This is a genomic window from Paenibacillus amylolyticus (assembly GCF_047302515.1).
Classification (GTDB): domain Bacteria; phylum Bacillota; class Bacilli; order Paenibacillales; family Paenibacillaceae; genus Paenibacillus; species Paenibacillus amylolyticus_G.
In genome coordinates this window covers 6,675,335-6,696,394 of record NZ_CP168019.1, presented here as the reverse complement: position 1 = coordinate 6,696,394, position 21,060 = coordinate 6,675,335, and the positions used below count along the sequence as shown (strand labels likewise).

Genomic DNA, 21,060 nt, shown 5'->3' with positions numbered 1-21,060 from the left:
GCAAAAGCCCCCGATCACATATTCGTGTTTTCGGGGGCCTTTTTCTTTTTCCTCATTATGAACTCTCTGATTACACTTTAACCCTGTGGGTTCAAAAGACGTACAAGTTCGTCCTCATCCTCAATCGTTGGAATACCGAGATCATGAGCTTTGGTTAGTTTACTACCTGCCTTCTCTCCGGCAATAACCAAATCTGTCTTTTTCGACACACTGCCAGTCACCTTCGCTCCGAGCGCTTCCAGTCTTTGCGTTGCCTCTTCCCGCGTCAATTGATGCAGCGTTCCGGTCAAGACGACCGTTTTACCACTGAAGAAGGAATCTTCCACAACAGCAACGGCTGGTGCCTCAGGTGCCTGAGCTTTCACACCCAAGTTGAGCATTTTCTCAATTGCAGCCTGTGTAAACGGATCTGCAAAAAAGTTTACGATGCTCTCAGCCACGATACCACCTACGTCGGGTAATTCAACCAGCTCTTCCACGGTTGCATTCATAATGGCGTGCAGATCTCGATAATGATCAGCGAGCATGCGCGTTGTCGATTTACCTGTGTTCGGAATACCCAGTGAGTATAAGAAGGAAGCCAGGTCTCTATCTTTACTAAGCTCAAGCGCAGCGATAAGGTTGTTCGCTTTCTTTTCCCCAAACCGCTCCAGCTTCACCAGATCATCAAACTGTAACGTATACAGGTCGGCAGGCTCACGCACGTTCAAATCATCATACAGCTGAATCGCCGTTTTCTCACTGAACGTCTCGATGTCCATGGCATCACGGGAAGCAAAATGGGAAATACGTGCCACCGTTTGTGGTTTACACGCAAGTCTATTGTTACAGAACAGATGCGCTCCGCGTTGCTCCAGTGGGAATCCACATGCAGGACACTGCTCAGGGAAGACGATCTCCTCACCATCACTCTCCTCCGTCACTTTACCCAGAATCTCAGGAATGACGTCGTTGGAGCGACGGATAAAGACCCGTGTGCCCAGAGCAAACTTCAGATTTTTGCGCTCAATATCGCCGACATTGTTCAGAGTACAGTTCTGTACCGTTACCCCGGCAAGTTCAACCGGTTCTACGCGTGCCAGCGGAGTTACTTTGCCAGTACGGCCCACATTCCATACCACAGCGTTAAGAACCGTTGTGGTCTCTTCAGCCTCGAATTTGTATGCCACCGCCCAGCGAGGGAACTTATCGGTATAACCCAACACTTCGCGGGTGCGCATGTCCGTAATTTTGATAACAGCTCCATCGATCAGATAGTCTAGCTGCCCCCGGTTCTCCTGAATCGCAGCCAATTGTTCCATTACATCATCAAACTCATGGAAATACGTGATGGATGGATTCACTTTGAAGCGGTTCTCCCGCAGGAAGTCCATCATCTGCTGATGATTGGCAAATTGAATGTCGTCCGAATAACCTACATTATAAAAATAAGCATTCAGCCTACGCTCAGCCGTCGCCTTTGGATTCAGGTTGCGGAGCGCTCCTGCTGCTGCATTCCGCGCATTTTTGAGCGGCTCTGCCGCTGTCTCATTGTATCGATCCAGGACAGACAAGTTCATGATACCTTCACCCTGTACTTCAATCGTACCGCTTGTGTAAGGAATTTTGAGCGGAACGGATCGGATCGTTCTTACCTGTGCCAAAATACCTTCACCTACGGTACCGTTCCCTCGTGTAGAGGCTTGTACCAACTCACCGTTTGTGTACGTCAGGTTCAGCGTCAATCCGTCAAACTTCAACTCAATGACATAACCTGGTTCCGGTAAAGGCGTATCGGGATTTTTACTGTTATAGTCATTAATCAGTTTCAGTACACGGGTATTCCAGCTACGCAGCTGCTCAATATTCTGTGCTTTGTCCAGACTCCATAAGGAGGATAAGTGGCGATGCGGGGTAAACCCCTTGAGCAGTTCGCCACCCACACGCTGTGTTGGAGAATCAGGCAGAACCATGCCGCTTTCCTGTTCCAGCGTAACCAGTTCATCGTACAGAAGATCATACTCCTTATCGCTGATCTGTGGCTGATCCATCGTGTAGTACTGATAATTATGCTGGTTCAGCTCGGTAACGAGTTGCTCCATCCGGTGCATCGGGTCCATACAGGGCCATCCCTCCGTTAATTTGGTCTATATATGTAGAACGAACACTCCTATTGCACGTTAAACTCCGATAACAGAATAACGTTCCATCGTTGATATCACTACATAATTTCAATGAATGAATATCCACACTCACACTCCGATAACAGAATAACTTTCCGATCGCTGTTATCCCCGGATTTCTTTTAATCCATTTTAAAAGGTGGAAATCCGGGGATAAAGGCGAACGCTATGCTTCTTCAATTTATTTCTGTACTCTCTGTTATCGTGCAAAAGGAGGTTTCGTTCTTATTCTACTTTCGTAATTGGGGCAAATCCGGCAAGCAAACGTTTCACACCCACCGGAGCCGGGAAGGCAATCTGAAGTTCTGTATCATTACCTGTCCCTTTGACCGCAACAATCGTGCCTGTCCCCCATTTGCCATGCTGCACTTTATCTCCTGCCTTGAACCCTGCTTCACCATTAGAAGCTGCCGGCTTGGAAGCAGATGATGGCGTAGAATATGTTGGGCGGGAGACACTTGTGGTCACACGCGAAGTTGGCGTGGATGAGGTAGCAGATGAACCGCTTTTACTTTGGTGATCGAACAGCTTGGTGCCACCACCGAAGTTACTTCCTCCACTGGAACCTAGTCCGCGTCCACCATATGAGCCTCCTCCGCTACTGCCACGGCGGTAACGATCACGAGCCATGGAGGTGTCCTCCTTTAGCTCATCCGGAATTTCATCCAGGAAGCGGGAAGGCGGGTTCGCTGTGGTACGTCCAAACAACGTCCGCATCTGTGCACAAGACAGGAAAAGTTGCTCTTCCGCACGGGTGATCCCTACATAAGCAAGTCGGCGTTCTTCTTCCAGTTCTTCATTGTCCATAAAGGCACGGCTATGCGGGAAGACTCCTTCCTCCATACCCACGATAAAGACAACCGGGAACTCCAGACCTTTGGCGCTGTGCATGGTCATCAGGGTAACCGCGTCGCTCTGATCCTCTTCATCATCGTTCATGCTGTCGATGTCAGCAATCAATGCAAGATCGGTGAGGAACGACACGAGCGTTTTGTCTTCATTATTTTTCTCAAATTCCATCGTTACCGACAGGAACTCTTCAATGTTTTCCAGCCGTGCACGGGATTCGAGTGTGTTTTCATTTTGCATCTCAAGACGGTATTGGCTCATCTCAAGAATCTTCTCGGTCAGTTCAGTTACAGACAGATACTCTACCATCTGATGCAACGCAGCGATCATGTCATAGAACTCCACCAGCGCATTCCGCGTACGACCAGCAAAACCAAGATCATCTACGACCTGAAGTACACGGAAAATAGAAATTCCACGCTCTCCTGCCGCAGCCGCCAGCTTCGCTACTGTTGTATCCCCGATGCTACGTTTCGGTACATTAATGATCCGTGTAAGACTGATATCATCGTCGGGGTTGGACAATAGTCGAAGGTACGCCAGAATGTCCTTGATCTCTTTACGATCATAGAACTTGATGCCGCCGACAATCTGATACGGAATATCAGACTTGATCAGAATTTCCTCTATAACCCGGGACTGAGCGTTGGTACGGTACAAAATAGCATGGTTCTGATATGATTTGCCGTTCTTCACATTTTTACTAATCTCAGAGGTAACAAAATACCCCTCATCATGCTCGGAATCCGCACGGTACACCTTGATCTTCGAACCACCCTCTTTGTCCGTCCACAGTTTCTTCGGTTTACGCCCTGTATTCAGGCCGATCACTTCATTCGCTGCATTCAGGATATTGGAAGTTGAACGATAGTTCTGCTCCAGCAAAATCGTACTTGCTTCAGGGTAATCTTTCTCAAAGTTCAGGATATTGCTGATATCCGCCCCACGCCAGCGATAGATCGACTGGTCACTATCCCCTACAACGCAGATGTGATGGTGACTGTCAGCGAGCATGCGGCACAGCATGTACTGTGCACGGTTCGTATCCTGATACTCGTCCACGTGAATGTATTGGAATTTCTTTTGGTAAAAGTCGAGGACTTCCGGCACTTCTTTGAACAGTTGAATGGTCTGCATAATGAGATCGTCGAAATCAAGTGAGTTGTTGGCTCTTAACTTTTTCTGATACATCTTATATATCTTCGCTACAATACCCTCGAAATAATCTCCTGCCTGCTTCTCATATTGCTCCGGACTGATCAGTTCATTCTTCGCCGTGCTCATCATGGATTGAACTGCTTTGGGCTCGAATTTCTTGGTATCGATATTCTGATCTTTCATACAGCTACGAATTACAGATAATTGGTCCGATGAGTCCAAAATACTGAAGTTGGAGGTAAAGCCAATACGTTCAATATCACGGCGCAGAATACGCACGCACATGGAGTGGAATGTGGATACCCAAATGTCGCGGCCTTGTGAGCCACCTACGAGTTGGGATACCCGGTCTTGCATCTCACGAGCGGCTTTGTTCGTAAATGTAATCGCTAAAATGCCCCACGGGGGTGCTTTCCGTGTTGCAATGAGGTAGGCAATCCGGTGTGTTAGCACCCGGGTCTTGCCGGAGCCCGCTCCGGCCATAATCAGCAGCGGGCCATCCGTCGCCTCGACGGCTTGCCGTTGAGGGGTGTTAAGCCGTGCAACGGCATCATGTATATTTACAGGTTGCATGCATGCATGCTCCTTTCGTTGGTTGGTCGGTATAAGTGAGCTATCGGTTACACTCGTCACTACGATGACAGAATAATCTTCCGATCGCTGTTATTCCCGGATTTTTCGATCTACTTTTCAAAGGTAAAAATCAGGTAATAAAGGCGAACGCTCCGCTTCTCCAGCTTATTTCTGTCCTCTTCGTTCTCGTGTAAACATAGTCCCTGTATACGAATTTCTTAGTAAAAAAAGAACAAAATCAGGTAATAGAAGTATGCTTAGGATTTAGCTTTCTTACAGAAAGCTTTTAACGAGCATTTCGTTTCTCCAGCTCACTTCTCTCCTCTTTGTTATCGTGTAAACGACATTACGCTCATATAACTTCTTTAATTAGTAAGGGCAAAGTTCTATTTTAACAGATCATAAGGGGAAAATGGGGGAATGGTAAACTAAACCGATTAAATGGTTCCTTTTACAGCCAACACCGTCTCAAGTGCCTTAGTCAAATCGCTATACACAATGTTACCTACCACGACAGTATCTGCCACTTGGGCAGCTTGCGAGGCTTTCTCCGAATCATCAATTCCGCCGCCGTAGATAAGGTGTGCCCGCTCCAGTTGTCTGTATGTCTCACCAACAAGCTCCATATCTCCGAACGTTCCACTGTACTCCATATATACAATTGGAAGATTGAGCAGACGCTCCGCTGCCTGGGCATATGCCACCGCAGCTCCTGTCGTCAGATCCGTATCTGCACCAGTTAACCGCGCTACCGTAGAGTTTGCATTAAGCACAATATAACCCTCGGCAATCAGCAGATCCCATGGGATAAGATAACCATAACGCTCTATGGCTTGCTGGTGGTGCCCAATCATCCATTTGCTGTCCGTTGCATTCAGGACCATTGGGATCAGATATCCATCAAAACCGGGAACAACAGCCTCCAGATCGGATACTTCAAGCACACATGGCAACTCATAACGACGCACACGGGACATCAGGTCTACCGTGTTATCATAAGTAATTCCCGAAGATCCGCCGACGATAATTGCATCGGTCCCCGACATGCAGACCAGATCGAGTTCTTCGTCAGTAATCTCCCGGTCCGGGTCAAGCTTAAATACATGTCTCCACTGCTTAATCATGTCTATCAACGAACATTCCTCCAGAGGTTCTTCTGCATCCTAGAAAGCTTGTAAACTAAGTCTAAGTCAGCAGACAGTGAGTGTCAATGTTCGTATAAAAAGGGGAACAGAAAAACATGAATTTTTACGGTTTCCAGGCAAAACGTGTATTCATCTCATCCAGTTCCTGCTCCGTCAGCACGTCTGAGTATACTCCGTACACGCCCCACTTCTCATAGTTAGCCACTTGTTCAGTGTCGTTGATGGTGTGCACGTAGGTGACAGAACCTGCACTATTCAGCTTGGCGACGAAATTCTGGTTTACTTTATATTCAGGCATGGTAACTGCATCAATATCATTCTTTTGAACAAAATCAACAACCTGAGCTTCTGTATCCTGTGTGGCATATAACGTATAGATAATGGAAGGGAATGCATAGACTTCTTTCACCGTTTCGAGCATCGGTTCGTTATAGATCTGTACAACCACCCGGTCCAGCACGGATGGATCATGTTCTTTGGCTGCATCCACGAGGGATCTTAACACCTGCTGAATATCCTCATCCTTCTGTTCCTTGGTGTCGGTTACGATATACATATCCGGATACTCGGCCAGTACATCTATAATGCCATCGGCATCCATGGGTTGATACATGCCTAAAATAGGCGTATTCATAAATTCATCATGTGTCAGTGCCCCGGCTTGTTTATCCTCCGGAAGCTCTTCGTCTTGTCCTAGCATTTTGCTCATATTAGCGGTCCATTCATGTCTGGCTACGGCTTTGCGATCCGATGTTAACATAAAGTCGATCTCAAATACACGTGTGCCTTTCTCGTAATTGGCAATCATCGCTTCATAGGCGTTGGTATATGGTTGATCACGAATGCTGCCCATCGCATGGGCGATTAATCTATAGGCGGTAAATCCGTCCCGTTGTTCCTCACTCTCGCTTTCATAGGCGAAAAAGAGTGTGCCCACGGTAACGATCAGTAATATTAACACGGCGGCAATGCGTTTCATATAGCATTCACATCCTCAGTAGCTTTTTGTTAGCTAACTACCCGAATTGATGAGGTGCAAAACAAAATAGCCGCCCGAGGCGGCTGTTAAATGGTGGGTAGACTATGGGTATAAAGCAGAGACCCTCCACATGCTCAGTCCTTTTGCTGTACACTCCACTCTTTCATAAACGCAATCAGTGCCTCACGCCAAGGTCTCAGAGGTTCCAGACCGTTCGTTCGAATCGCCAGATGATCCATCACCGAGTATGCAGGACGAGGGGCTGGACGCGGAAACTGATCGGTTGTGCATGGTGTAAGTTCGGCTGTCGGCTCGAACCCACTCTGCTTACCGCCTTCTTCTTTTATTGCCTCTGCAAACTCGTACCATGAGCAAGTTCCTGAATTGGAAGCATGATAGATACCATATTTTTCACTCGTAGAAAGGGTATGAATGAATCGGGCAAGATCGACCGTATAGGTTGGCGAACCTTGTTGGTCATGAACAACTTGCAGTTGTGGACGCTTCTCCATAAGTTCCAGCATGGTTTTGACAAAATTACTGCCATACACGCCAAACACCCATGATGTTCGAATAATAAACCATTGCGTACACAAACTTTGAACCAGCCGTTCCCCAGCAAGCTTCGACTTGCCATATACACTCTGCGGATTCGTTACATCGTACTCGCGGTAAGGTGTACTCCCGCTCCCATCAAATACATAATCGGTACTGATATATACCAGTTTTGCTTTCACTTTCTCGGCGGCAACCGCGATATTTCTAGTACCTGATGCATTGATTGCATGTGCTGTATCCTCATCTACCTCAGCCTGATCGACCGCCGTGTAAGCAGCGCAGTGAATAATGATGTGAGGCCGGAAGGTTGTAATCATATCTGTGCACTGCTGTTGATCGGTAATATCCATCTGGTTTTTGTCACAGGCCAATACCTGATGACCCTCTGCTTGAAAGGTCTTCACCACATCATAACCCAGCTGTCCTGCCGCGCCAGTCACCATAACTCTATAGTTCATTTGGACGAATCACCCATCCGCTTACCGTACTGAAGCTGAACATAGTCCTGATATGTGCCTGATTGAATTCTAGTCCACCAATCTTGATGTTTCAGATACCACTGGATCGTCTCCTTGATCCCTGTCTCAAAATTGTGTGCAGGTTGCCATCCGAGCTCTGTACGTATCTTGGTAGGATCTATACCATAACGTCGGTCATGTCCCAATCGATCCTGTACATATTGAATCAAACTCGCCGGTTTACCCAGTTGTTCCAATACGCTCTCCACAATGTATATATTGGTACGTTCATTATTACCACCAATGTTGTATACCTCTCCAGATTGACCATTATGAATCACCAAATCAATCGCGCTGCAGTGATCCTCGACATACAGCCAGTCACGAATATTGAGGCCGTCACCATATACTGGAATGGCTTCATCATTTAATGCACGGGATATAATCAGCGGAATCAGTTTCTCCGGGAATTGAAAAGGCCCGTAGTTATTGGAGCAACGTGTAATATTTACAGGCAATCCAAAGGTTTCATGATAGGCTCTTACGAGCAGATCCCCGCCAGCTTTACTTGCAGAGTAAGGACTGTTTGGCATCAGAGGTGTATCTTCAGTAAATAACCCCGTTGCACCCAATGATCCATATACCTCATCCGTCGATACCTGAACAAATTTGGTGACCTGATACTTCTTTGCCGCATCCAGCAGAACTTGAGTACCCATCACATTGGTACGCACAAAGATATCCGGGGACAGGATACTTCGATCCACATGAGACTCGGCAGCGAAATTCACAACCACATCGATGCCTTGGGAAAAAACAGCTTCCATCTGCTGTACATCTGCAATATCTGCCTTGATGAAGGTATATCGGGGATTGGACTCTACCGTATGCAAGTTCTCCAAGTTTCCTGCATACGTTAATGCATCCACATTGATAATTTCATAACTCGGATGTTCACGAAGCATATATAACACAAAGTTGCTGCCGATAAATCCGGCCCCACCCGTAACCAGTAGTTTCATGCTGTCTCTCTCCCTCTGCCTCCAGATACAGAAGTATCTGAAAAGTCTGATTAATTAGTCGAAATTCAGTTCAGCATCTTTCAGTAGAGGATGCTTCTGATCCTTCTCCGATAATATAGGTTTCGTCACAGGCCAATCAATGGCGAGCGCCGGATCGTTCCACAAAATTCCACGATCATGTTCAGGCGAATAATAGGCGTCTACCTTATAAGTTACCAGGGAATTAGGCACCAAGGTACAAAATCCATGAGCAAATCCTTGAGGAACAAGCAGCTGCCGCTGGTTGTACTCACTTAGAATGACACTTTTCCATCGGCCAAAAGTAGGGGATGAGGTGCGGACATCCACAATCACATCATATATAGCCCCTGATATAACCCTCACCAATTTAGTCTGTGCTTTGGGCTGAAGCTGGTAATGAAGCCCACGCAGAACACCTGCTTCAGCCGACAAGGATTGATTGTCCTGAATAAAGACGTGCTGTATCCCCTGTTCATGCAGAACCTGCTCATTATAACTCTCCATAAAATATCCACGGTGATCACCATAAACCTTGGGTTCCAATATGGCAGCACCATCCATAAACAGCGGAAGTACCTTCATGACATCCCTCCGTTTTGCTGTTGACATCATTTCTTCATATTGACTATGTATATGTAAAGTGTCGGGTATGTGTTTGTTCATTGGCCTGTATAACCCTCATATTTGCTCTTCCATAAAACAAATTAAAGCCCAGCCGCGATATCATTCTTCGGCTGGACTTCAAGGGCATGCGGAAAACCATTTATTGATCCTTTACGACCTGTTCCAAATACTTTAAGAGATCTTTCCGTAGATCCGGGCGTTGCAATGCGTAGTGAATCGATGTCTCAATAAAGCCCAACTTTTCACCAACATCATGACGTAACCCATCAAAATGATAAGCAAGAATTTGCCGCTGTTCATTCAATCGGGACAAGGCATCCGTAAGCTGAATTTCTCCCCCTACACCAGCAGATTGTTGACCCAGGATCTCGAAAATATCCGGTGTAAGAATGTAACGTCCCATAATAGCCAGGTTGGAGGGAGAGTCTTCGGTCTTTGGTTTCTCAATTAAGCGGCGGGCCCGAAAAACACGATCATCGGTAGGGGTCAGCAACTCTCCGTCCACTATCCCATAGCGGGATACCTCGCTCCAATCAACAGGCTGTACACCAACAATCGGAGATTGCAGTTCATCGTAGACATCGATCATCTGCTTCAGGCAGGGATGTTCCGCTTCCACAATGTCGTCCCCTAGCAGGACGGCAAAAGGCTCGTTGCCGATAAACTTGCGGGCGCACCAGATGGCGTGACCAAGTCCCTTCGGTTCCTTTTGACGGATATAATGGATATCTGCCATCTCGGAGGGTTTGCGTACTTCGTTAAGCAAGTCCCACTTCTGTTTGTCCGCCAGATTCTGCTCCAGCTCAAATGAATAATCGAAGTGATCTTCAATGGCCCGCTTCCCTTTACCTGTCACAATAATGATATCTTCAATGCCTGAAGCTACGGCTTCTTCAATAATGTACTGGATCGTTGGCTTGTCCACGATGGGCAGCATTTCCTTAGGCATCGCCTTGGTGGCAGGCAGAAACCGGGTACCCAGCCCTGCGGCTGGAATAATCGCTTTACGAATACGCACACGAACCCACTCCTTTTGCTAAACAAGTTGAACTAAAGATTATTTACACTGACACTACGATGACAGAACAACCTTCCGATCGCTGTTATCCCCAGATTTTTTAATTCACTTTTACAAAGGTGAAATCTGGTGATAAAGGCGAACGCTACGCTTCTCCAGCTTTTTTCTGTCCTCTACGTTTCTCGTGTAAATGATTAGTTCAACTTGTATAGATTCATATATTTAATGATTCTTATTGCTACGATGCTTGGACTCCATTATACCATCAACAATTCGCGGATATCCTGTTCGGATAAGGTCGTTGATCCGCCGTCTCCCGGTTCGATTACTTCGGCAATTAAGTCCTTCTTCCGCTGCTGGAGTTCCAAAATCTTCTCTTCGATCGTACCTTCGGTAACCAGGCGGATGACTTGCACCACTTGTTTCTGTCCCATACGATGGGCACGGCCAATTGCCTGTTCTTCCACGGCGGGATTCCACCATAGATCATATAATATAACGGTATCTGCCCCCGTTAAGTTTAATCCGGTACCTCCAGCTTTCAGGGAGATTAAGAACAGTTCAGCTTCGCCCTCGTTAAATCTGTGACACATCTCGACCCGGCTCTGAGCAGGGGTCTGACCATCAAGGTAAAACAGGTTTCTTCCCTGTGCCGCAAGGGTCTGACGAATCAGGTTCAACATGCTCGCAAATTGGGAGAAGATGAGAATTCGTTTCCCTGAAGCCAAACAATCTTCGACCGTTTCAAGCAACTGTTCCATTTTCCCGGAATCGCCTTGATATCCTTCGACAAAGAGAGCCGGATGACAACACAACTGACGCAAGCGGGTGATGCCTGCCAGAATTTTGATACGATTCTTCTGGAATCCGTTATCCTCCATGTCCTTCGATGCTTCATCCTGAAGCTGGGAAAGGTATGCGGCGTACAGTTTCTTCTGTTCAACCGTGAGCTCTGACCGCTGTACTGTTTCAATTCGATCAGGCAATTCTTCCAACACATCCTTCTTCAGGCGGCGCAGAATAAACGGACGTACCATCCGCGAGATCCGTTCCGGAGGAAGGTCGCGGAATCTTCTGTAACTTGGAAATAACCCAGGGAATACCGCTTCAAAAATGGACCACAATTCATCCAGTGAGTTCTCTACAGGCGTTCCTGTGAGTGCAAAACGACGCGGCGCCTGAATTTGTTTGACCGCCTGCGCGGTCTGGGAAGAAGCATTTTTGATCGCCTGAGCCTCATCCAGAATGAGCGTATGGAAGGTTCGGCCCAGGTAGGTATCCAAATCCCGTCTCAACAGAGGATACGACGTCACAATCACATCTGCCTCATCCATTCCAGAAAGCATATTGGCTCGCTCTTCTTTCTGACCGGCTGCGATCAGGACTTTCAGATGCGGGGCAAACCGTGCAAACTCATTAGCCCAGTTATAGGTTAGCGAGGCAGGCGCCACGACAAGTACCGGGGGATGAATGACTCTCGTTCGGATTGTCAGTCCATCCTGCTGCATCGTGGACCATAGGCCATCCGTATTCTCTGAATCCATCTTATCCAATGGGAGCCCAGTTTCGGAATCAATGTTGGAAGTCGCCAACGTTTCACCGCCCCGTAATGATCCGCTCTCCCGGTATTTATCAACGCCCGTATTGTCCATATTGTAGTCGGGCTTCTCCTGAAGAACCGCTGTGATATAGGCGATACTTTGCAACGTTTTACCAAGTCCCATATCATCCGCCAGAATGCCGCCAAAACGATAATAAGCGAGGGTACGCAGCCACTGGTATCCACTGTTCTGATAATCCCGCAGGATGGGGGTCAGTGTCTCTGGCAATGCAAAATCCATCCGTTCGGGATCTCGCAGATCATCAAGGAAACGTTTCAGGGAGCCTCCCCACTTCACATGACCGGAAACTTCATCCCTGCCTGGCAATTGTAACGCCCGAACAGCTGGCAGCCGGATATGGCTGCTCTTGATGTCATCTGCTCCAAGTCCCAGTGAATCGGCCATATGAGCGAAACTGTCTGCACCTTCATTTTCAAGCGATAGAAAGATACCGCTCTTGAGACGGAAATACGGTTTCTTTTCCACAATGCGACGCATGAGTTCTTGAAGCTCCTGCTCGTCCACACCTTCCATCTCGAATGAAATCTCCAGCCAGTCCAGTCCTCTCCCCAAATCTGCTCGTACTTTCGGCGGTGTTGGATAGGATTGCACCATGGCCTTCACGGCGTTTGGCATATAGATGTCTACCTGTTTTTCAAGCTCAGGCAACAGATGATACATAACATCATAGATGGCATCTTCCCGTTCGCTCGCCCAGACACTACCATCACGTTCCAGGAAAGAACGATCGAGCCGTTCAATGAGATTCCGTTCTTTGTATCGATCACGCACCAAAATAACCTTTTTCTCTTCTTCATCTATTAAATACTCGGCAAGCGGATTAATAACCATGACCTCATAGTCGAATTCCAGACGCGCTGTAATACGTTCACGATAGAAGTCGATGTACAGCTTCGGTGAAAGTTCCGGTTCCGCGATCTGTTCACGCACCTGTGAATCAATGGACAGATGTCCGAGCGTACGCAGTTCTGGCACGACATGCTGAACAAACTCATCCACCTGCTGGGTCGAAATATCAATGCTTTCCTTGATCCCATATGACGTGAGTGCCCCACTCAAGTCCTCCAGACTTCGCATCTGCATCGGCTCCAACATGTGCAACTGTCCTTCCACCACGGCGGCATCATAAGCAGGAAGAAGAATCAGCTCACGCAGTCCCGAAATTTCAAGCTGATATCCTTCATTTGTTCCCTGGGCGATCCGGTAAAATAAAGGCAGTACCCCCTCGCCCAGTGTGAGTGGTCCATTGGCAAATCCTGTGCCCTCCATCCGGCTGTCGGCCTGTAGTAGTAATTCCAGCAATGGCTTCCATACGAGCGGAGCAATCAGTATATCCCGTCCGTCCGAAGCTCCCAGATAACCGGAGATGGATTGGCGATAGGCCTCCTCACTCTGTCTCATTCGAATAAGCATCGAGAGAATGGCCTGATCCTGCGGAGTGAAAACATGCATCAATGGATCATAGTGGAACAGCTTGGTAAATGACATGGGCTCGCCCTTCTCGATACAGTTCAGGAATTGTTTCACTTTCTGCACCACATACAGACGTTTGTTACCCACTTTCAATTCAAGAGCAAGTTTCCCACCACCCTTGTGAACCTGTGTCAGCTTACATATAAACTGAACCTGCAATTCTTCCCGCAGGGAGGAACGGCTGACAGGGGCAGTGTATTTACGATCATTTCCATGCAGCGGTCTCCGATCCTTGGCAAACATGGACAGAATCTGATCCGCCGTACGGTAAGAAGGTTTATCTGCCGAGCGGCCCCACCCCGAAGCTGAGCTTGGACGACCTGCTTGGGCAAAATGAACCGGAGAACGCTCTGGAGCATCATTCAGTTGCTCTCGTTGTGAAGCGGACTGTGGTCGCTCCCATATGCTTTCTTCGACCAACGTTCCCACCCTGGACTTGGAACCTGAGCTGGAACTGGTATTGGCTCCTTGGCCTGTAGAAGGCGGAGAGGTCTTCCCCGAAGCAATCGTGGCATTACGCTCCTGCTGCTCACCCCATTCGTGAATAGCCAACAGGACAGCAGCGACATGTTTGCAATAGTCATAATGCCTACCGTCACCCGGACAACTGCAACCTGCCACAATCTCACCTGATCCATCTACATCCACCGTAACCTGATAACGCTCCGATCCACGTACCTGTGCTTCATAATGAAGCTGATCCTCACCGACCACCAGATTGGTCACCCTGCCAGATTGGTTATAATCTTCTCCGCGCTTGAATGCCGTGACCCCGCACAGCAATTTGATATCCATAATTGTGAATGGCGCCACGCTTCTTCGCCTCCTGTGTCATGATGTAAAAAAAACCCCAAGAGCTCCTTGAAGCAGAGTTTGGGGTTCCTTCATGCTTGTAACTGTTGTTGTACCATACAATCGTTATTTCACCAATTGACCACGTGTAACGCCCAGTTGGTTCGTTGCTTTGAGTGTTTTCCACACTTGTGTACCACTGATCTCGCCGCGCAGTGCGCGGTTGTACAGATCAATTACTTCGCGAACCTGCTCCGGTGTCTCTTCCAGGAATTCCACACGGTAACGGGATACACCCAGATCCATAAAGTTAGTCAGATATTCGGCACCTGACTGCTCCACTGCGTTGTATACCGTATTACGGCAGCCTTCATCCACACGTACCGGGTGGGACATGCCGATTCGGTCTTGCAGGGATGCACGCTGTTCCTCACAAGGACGGCCACAGTTCGTGAAGTCCGTTCCTTCACTCATGAACGTACAATACACACAGTGCTCGGTGTGGAACATCGGCAGATGCTGATGGATAACCACTTCAGTCTGACTTGTACGGGAGTGGCCAAGCAAATCAACCATTTGTTGAATGTTCAGGTCATAGGATGGGGTAATCCAGTCACATCCGGCTTCCAGGAACAATTCTACTGCTTTGTGATTGGCAATGTTCAATGAGAAGTCGCCGATCAGTTCCGGGTGCTTCGCATCCGGGTTTTCCATCCGGTGACGAAGGTAGAAGTACAGTGCGCCTGTATTACGTACCAATACCGCATCCGGCTTCAGACGCAGGATGTTGTTATGATATCCGTTCTCCCCAGGCATGTGAATACGCGGTGTTGCCAGCGCGATCTTGCGACCAGCGGCATGCACAGCTTCCACGGCTGCCGGGAACTGCTTGATAAACTCGAAGTCGGCATAGATCATGCCGATTCCCGCTTCAATCGCTGCCTCCACTTGTGGCAGGCTGCGGCAGAGCGCGGTCAACTCTGCTTGACCGCGAGCGACTGGCGATGCCGGTTTAACCGAATCGCCGTACACATCTACCGCCCGTTTCACGTAGACGGGTGGTTTAGGACGTTCGCCCGCGAGTTGTTCAACCGCCTGACGGCGAATGTTATTCAACTCGCGCATTGGGATGATGACATCACCGTGCAGATTGACGTCCATTCCTTCCAACTGGAACACGGTGCCTCCCAGTCGTCCGAACTGCTCTTCGAGCAATTCATGTGTCATTGGACGCTTCTGCGCGATGTCCAGTTCCATCTCGGAATCAATACGGACGGTCGTGCCTTTCTGCACGTCTGTCCACCATGTGCTAAGCGGCTGCCCCGGGCTGCCGATGACCTTCACCTTCACCGGGAATACACGGTACGGCTTCTCGGTCTCGAAGCTTTGACGCAGACGTTTGTCCAGCGCCGGGTCATTCGTTTTCCACACTTTGTCGCCAACTTTCACGCGGCGCAGATCCACGTCACTGCGGCCTGGCACAACGTCAACGATCCAGCCCTCTTCGGCTTCGCATTCGAGTTTTAAACCTTTGCGACGTACATCATATACCCGTCCGCCCTCTTCCTTCTGAGTCGGGTCTCCGGCGTCAAATACAATTCCGTCTCCACGTTTCACGGGTGCATCCAGCTTCAGGACCACACCATCGCGCAACACTTGATCCACACGACCGAGGTAGACACCACGGCTTTTCGGGAATGTTCCATCCACCAGTTCTTTGTTGTTTGTACCGCTCAGGAAACCATGCGTGAATCCACGGGAGAAGCTTTGCTGCAATTCGCGAACTTCTTCCTTGCTTGGCGGTGTGTTATCTCCATCAAAATAACGGTCAATCGCTTTGCGGTATTTGCTTACTACGTTTGCTACGTATTCTGGCGTTTTGAGACGTCCTTCAATTTTGAAAGAAGTTACTCCTGCTTCGATCAGTTCCGGCATCAGATCAATCGCTGCCAGATCCTTCGGAGACAACAGATAAGCTACATCACCCATCGGTTTGTGCACCCCATCCACCATCAGATCGTATGGAAGACGACAAGCTTGTGCGCACTCTCCACGGTTCGCCGAACGTCCTCCCCACATTTCGGAAGTGAGACACTGCCCCGAGTAGGATACACACAGCGCACCATGAACAAATACTTCCATTGGAAGTTTCGCCTGCTCCCCGATCTTCTGGATCTGCTTCAGGTTGTTCTCCCGTCCCAGAACGACACGTTCCATATCAAACGGCTTCGTAAACTCGACCGCTTCCGGGGACGTAATTGTCATCTGTGTTGAACCGTGAATCGGGAAATCCGGCGAGATCTCGCGAATCATCTTCACCAAACCCAAATCCTGAACAATTACAGCGTCCACACCTGCATCGACACAAGCGTCGATCAGTTCTTTGGCATCCGTCAATTCATTTTCAAAAATCAATATATTAAAGGTCAAAAAACCTTTTACGCCATAACTGTGCAAAAACGCCATTATCTCCGGCAGCTCGTCCATACGGAAATTGTTCGCTCGTGCCCGTGCATTAAACTTTTCGACTCCGAAGAAAATTGCATCTGCGCCATTAGCTACCGCCGAACGCATACAATCCCAGTCACCAGCCGGTGCCAGAAGTTCAACGTCTTCTCTTCGTATTGTTGCTGTTTTCATGTAGATCCTCCCCATAACCGGCTATCCGCCGGATTTCATCCCTATATCCTTAAACGCTTGAACATACCAAGCCTAAGACTGCACCTTATCGGGTACACCTGCATTGTCACGGTATTACAATATCTATCTATTATGTCTGTATTGCCTGAACTCCAAGCTTACAGTCATTCCTATTCATCAGAACAGCAGTCATAACTCCTGAACTAGTATAGTGTACCACTTCTGCACCGACTCTTCTACGTTTTCCTGAAAAAACCGTTTACCATTTTCATTTCCAGTACAACGAAAAAAGCCGAAAGGTCTTTTGACCCTCCGGCATGCATCAATATTATTTAATAAAAGTAAATGAGTTCACTGCTTTTTCCAAGGCTGCCGCCTGAACTTCTGTCTTGTTGGCATCATTCAGCCCACTTGTGATCGTATAGGTTGTTCCGTCCTTTTCAAACACGATCTGACGACCCGCATATGGCACGCCTTTGTCCAGCTCATGATACGTAAAGGAAAATGCAGGCACACCCGCAAACGTCAGCTCTTCACTGCGAAGCAGCTGGAAGTTCTTACGGGTTTTGGTGGCTTCGGCATAAGCTTCTCTCAATTGGCTGACCGTCATCTCGATCGACTTGTCTTCGCTCGCCGCAATGGAGAATTCTCCGCCAGTAAAGGTGTACACCACAGGTGAATATTCGAATCGATCACTATACGGCGTCCAGTAACGCGGAATATCTACACTGTAATGATAACGTTTGGACGTACGTGTAAGTGTCTTCGTTTTGTCTGTCAAATAAGGATCTTCATCCAGCTGACCGAAATTATCAGCAACCGTATCAAAATCAATCTCTACACTTTTCATAATCCGTTCAAACCATGCCCGATCTGCAATCTGCTCCTCAGGGAACGTATACTCTGCATAATACCGATACCCATTCTTCTGTAAAAGAACATCGAACTCGGTCTGCCAGCCCCCGCCAAAGTTATAACGGAATTCATTCACCTCGGCAGTCTCTCCCGAGATATCCATCGTATATGAACCAATTGGCTCGTAACTCTCTGGTGTAAATGTCTCACGCATCCACTTATCCAGTTGGCCGCTCCAGTCTTTTACCGTTGTACCTGCCTTCGCCGAAGTGACACGCCATTGAAGATATGCACCATCCTTGGCTTCATAGATCATCTGATTGTTATCCATCGACCAACCGGCAGGAATCTTCAATTCAATACCATAGTCATCGTTCCAGGCGGAGCGCATGCCATTATCTACGGTGGACAGATCCTTGATCGTTCGATCCGATTCCGCATAGGTTGGCTGGAATGAATTGAGCAGCGCTGCACGTTTGCCCAGATCTTTATAATTCAGGGCTTCGTAATCCGCGAGGTACACATCATATTGACGACCTTCGCTCAGATACTGTCGCATCTCCCATAACATGCCGTCTACATCTTTCACGATAATCCGTGCATAAGGCGTTTTGCCTTTCGACACCGCTTCACGATCCAGCACCGTATCTCCCGATTGTTTGGCCTCCTGGACAAGTTGCTGCAACAAATCATCCGCATCCAGCGCCACATCCTGATCGCTGACATACACTTCAAGATAATAACTGTTGTCCGCAGCGCCAAAAGTCATCATGCGCTCCTGCTCACCGGTCTGGAAAACTATAAGGTCTGCCGGGTAGTTAATGGACCAACCGTAAAAACTGTTGCCAATTCTGGTTTTGCCTTCATCCGGATGAATGCCATCCTCGTCATCCACCGAATCATCCGTTTGCAACAGACGAATGACCATTTCTCCGGAGCTGGTTGGAGCTAGCGTCGCTCCGATACCGGCAGCAACCGGACGAAGTGGAACCATAAGTACGCCATTCACCATCTTGGGAGCGGCACCCATCTCATGTTTTACACCATCCACCCAAGCAATGGAACTGCCAATCGTTAGGGTAACCGTGTGTGAACCTTCCTTGATTTTGACAACATCATTTTTCTCCAGCCGGATTTCACTGCCAAATGCTTTCTTGAACACACCTACTGGCACCATTGTAACACCCTTGAACTTGTAAGGTTTGGCTATGGCCTGCTTATCGCCGTTGATGTAGGCGCTCGTGCTACCCGCTTTGACGCGTAGTTCACTTGTCGTCAGATCAGATGCCCATATAGGCAATGAAACGCCAATGGTCAGCATCCCGGTTAATACACCTGTGCTTAGCACACGTATCCATGACTTTTTCATTCCGTTCTTTCGTCCTCTCTCCATCCGGGCTGATCGCCGGGCTTTATTGTTCTTCATCTGCAAGGAACGCTTCATCTTCCTCGTCTACGATGTCTGCGCGATCAGCAAGCACCAACGTGCGGGTGACGATATCGCCATCCGTTTGCATCAACAGCTTTACCTTTTGTCCAGGCAGATACTTTTTGAGCAACTCATTGATATCCACTACTGAAGAGACACGTGTGCCCGCGACACTGTAAAGGACATCGCCCTCTTTGATTTTGGCTTTCTTGGCTTCAGGAGACAGTACGCCCGTAATCGTTAATGGATCATCTGTAGGCAGACCCACAATTGCAGACCAACTTTCCTCCAGCTGTAGCCCCAGACTTGCACGTTTTATTTTGCCATATTTAAAAAACTGATCGATGATATATTGAACGGTATCCACTGGAATCGAAAACCCCAAACTCTCTACGCCGACCGCAGAAAATTTCATGGAATTGATACCAACCACTTCACCCTTCAGGTTGACCAGCGGTCCTCCGCTATTTCCTGGGTTAATGGCCGTGTCGGTCTGAATCAACCGGTAGGTCGCCTCAACACCACGATTCAAGCCGCTAATTACCCCTACGGTTGCCGAGTTGCGCAAAGAAAAGGAAATCGGCGTACCCAAGGCGATCACCGTTTCTCCAACAGTAGTTTGTGAGGCTTTGGCAAAGCTCGCCGGTTTGAGTGATTTGGCATTGATTTTGATTAGCGCCAGATCACTGAGTGCATCACTGTATGTTTTCGTAATTTTGTATGTATTGCCATCCGTCGTTACGACCACCGGATTCGTTAATCCATCCACAACGTGAGCATTTGTTACGATCCATCCATTGGACCGGATAATGACACCTGTACCATGTGCAAGATTATAACGGTCATCTGATGTTGCACCTTCCTGCACTTCGGTAGATTTCCCAATAATGCCTACAACCGAAGGAGATACCTTTTCGATCACTTTGGGGATGGCTTCACTTCCCTTGTACGTGTACGTTCCTGATTTGGCATCATATTGTCCACTTCCACCAACTGCCTTGAGCAGATCCTTGGTGTTCACATAGACTTGACCGTCTACCACTTTCGCTTGCATCGCCGCTTTGGATTCAGCTGCACCGGCCGTTGCCGCCACACTAATCGAGAGTACAGCAGCCATCAGTATGGCTATCCCCTTTTTACCCAACACGCTCATATTCTCACCTGACCCTCTCTATACATCCTTCTTGCGCGACTCGACATCAAATTCATCGCTGAATCTATTCGCTCTTTCTCTCATCTGCAATTCCGGTATCCCTCAATGTATCATACAGAATCTGGATATACAATTGTTTTAAGTCCTATTTTAATAGAGAAGATAGAATCCTGTTCAATCGTTTCAGTATAAATGAAAAAAACACCCTCCATGTCTCTCTGGAAAGTGTTCGTCTGTACCTCTTTGGCTTAAATTCCATTCACTCCAGTGGCATCCCTACTGAGCAAACCAACCCGTTATCATCGCATAGTCTGTCATCAGAAATACCAGTAGGCTGACTACTGCAAATCCGATCGCAAACAGATTTTTCTTAGGTGCCCGAAGAAGCCGAACAACTCCGATGAAAATCAGGATCGTAAATAAGATGACAAAAATATCAAATGCATTAAAATTCGATGTACTCGCCGTGGCAGCTTCTGCAAACAGCATGGATAGACAGACCTCCTTACCATAGTTGAACAGCTAACGC

Annotated in this window: 13 protein-coding genes; all 13 read right to left on the bottom strand. The window is 48.0% G+C overall.

All coding sequences use genetic code 11. The features are described 5' to 3' along the window. Nucleotides 1-77: 77 nt before the first annotated feature. The 13 genes from ligA to ACDJ59_RS29195 all read right to left on the bottom strand — a co-directional run bounded on the left by ligA (nucleotide 78) and on the right by ACDJ59_RS29195 (nucleotide 21,020). A complete protein-coding gene (gene ligA, locus ACDJ59_RS29255; protein ID WP_413407085.1) occupies nucleotides 78-2,099 on the bottom strand; it encodes an NAD-dependent DNA ligase LigA in 2,022 nt (673 codons plus the stop codon). A 288-nt stretch (nucleotides 2,100-2,387) separates the two neighbouring features. After that, the gene (pcrA, locus tag ACDJ59_RS29250; protein WP_413407084.1) at nucleotides 2,388-4,742 is read right to left on the bottom strand and encodes a DNA helicase PcrA; all 2,355 of its coding nucleotides are present in this window, start codon (nucleotides 4,740-4,742) and stop codon (nucleotides 2,388-2,390) included. Between the two features lie 437 nt (nucleotides 4,743-5,179). Then, nucleotides 5,180-5,866 (bottom strand): heptaprenylglyceryl phosphate synthase, encoded by a 687-nt coding sequence (locus ACDJ59_RS29245; protein WP_413409942.1) that lies wholly within the window; start codon nucleotides 5,864-5,866, stop codon nucleotides 5,180-5,182. 124 nt (nucleotides 5,867-5,990) lie between these two features. Then, complete coding sequence (locus ACDJ59_RS29240) at nucleotides 5,991-6,866, bottom strand: phosphatidylinositol-specific phospholipase C/glycerophosphodiester phosphodiesterase family protein (protein WP_339195764.1); 876 nt, start codon at nucleotides 6,864-6,866, stop codon at nucleotides 5,991-5,993. Nucleotides 6,867-7,000: 134 nt separating this feature from the next. Continuing rightward, nucleotides 7,001-7,882, bottom strand: coding sequence for a dTDP-4-dehydrorhamnose reductase (rfbD, locus tag ACDJ59_RS29235; protein ID WP_413407083.1), 882 nt, complete (start codon nucleotides 7,880-7,882; stop codon nucleotides 7,001-7,003). After that, nucleotides 7,879-8,904 carry a dTDP-glucose 4,6-dehydratase gene (rfbB, locus tag ACDJ59_RS29230; protein WP_076328771.1) on the bottom strand — a complete coding sequence of 342 codons (1,026 nt, stop codon included), beginning with the start codon at nucleotides 8,902-8,904 and terminating at the stop codon, nucleotides 7,879-7,881. The genes rfbD and rfbB overlap by 4 nt, the downstream gene beginning before the upstream one ends. A gap of 54 nt (nucleotides 8,905-8,958) precedes the next feature. Continuing rightward, entirely contained in the window at nucleotides 8,959-9,507 is a 549-nt protein-coding gene (rfbC, locus tag ACDJ59_RS29225) for a dTDP-4-dehydrorhamnose 3,5-epimerase (RefSeq protein WP_127551787.1), read from the bottom strand. A gap of 181 nt (nucleotides 9,508-9,688) precedes the next feature. Beyond that, nucleotides 9,689-10,567 (bottom strand): UTP--glucose-1-phosphate uridylyltransferase GalU, encoded by an 879-nt coding sequence (gene galU, locus ACDJ59_RS29220; RefSeq protein WP_076209856.1) that lies wholly within the window; start codon nucleotides 10,565-10,567, stop codon nucleotides 9,689-9,691. 257 nt (nucleotides 10,568-10,824) lie between these two features. Next, entirely contained in the window at nucleotides 10,825-14,475 is a 3,651-nt protein-coding gene (locus ACDJ59_RS29215) for an SNF2 helicase associated domain-containing protein (protein WP_413407082.1), read from the bottom strand. A 105-nt stretch (nucleotides 14,476-14,580) separates the two neighbouring features. Then, a complete protein-coding gene (locus ACDJ59_RS29210) occupies nucleotides 14,581-17,094 on the bottom strand; it encodes a DUF3656 domain-containing U32 family peptidase (protein ID WP_413407081.1) in 2,514 nt (837 codons plus the stop codon). Between the two features lie 328 nt (nucleotides 17,095-17,422). Beyond that, a complete protein-coding gene (locus tag ACDJ59_RS29205; RefSeq protein ID WP_413407080.1) occupies nucleotides 17,423-19,375 on the bottom strand; it encodes a stalk domain-containing protein in 1,953 nt (650 codons plus the stop codon). Next, nucleotides 19,362-20,531 carry a S1C family serine protease gene (locus tag ACDJ59_RS29200; RefSeq protein ID WP_413407079.1) on the bottom strand — a complete coding sequence of 390 codons (1,170 nt, stop codon included), beginning with the start codon at nucleotides 20,529-20,531 and terminating at the stop codon, nucleotides 19,362-19,364. Before ACDJ59_RS29200 ends, ACDJ59_RS29205 begins: the two co-directional genes overlap by 14 nt. Before the next feature lie 276 nt (nucleotides 20,532-20,807). Continuing rightward, complete coding sequence (locus tag ACDJ59_RS29195; protein WP_017692026.1) at nucleotides 20,808-21,020, bottom strand: hypothetical protein; 213 nt, start codon at nucleotides 21,018-21,020, stop codon at nucleotides 20,808-20,810. Nucleotides 21,021-21,060: the final 40 nt, after the last annotated feature.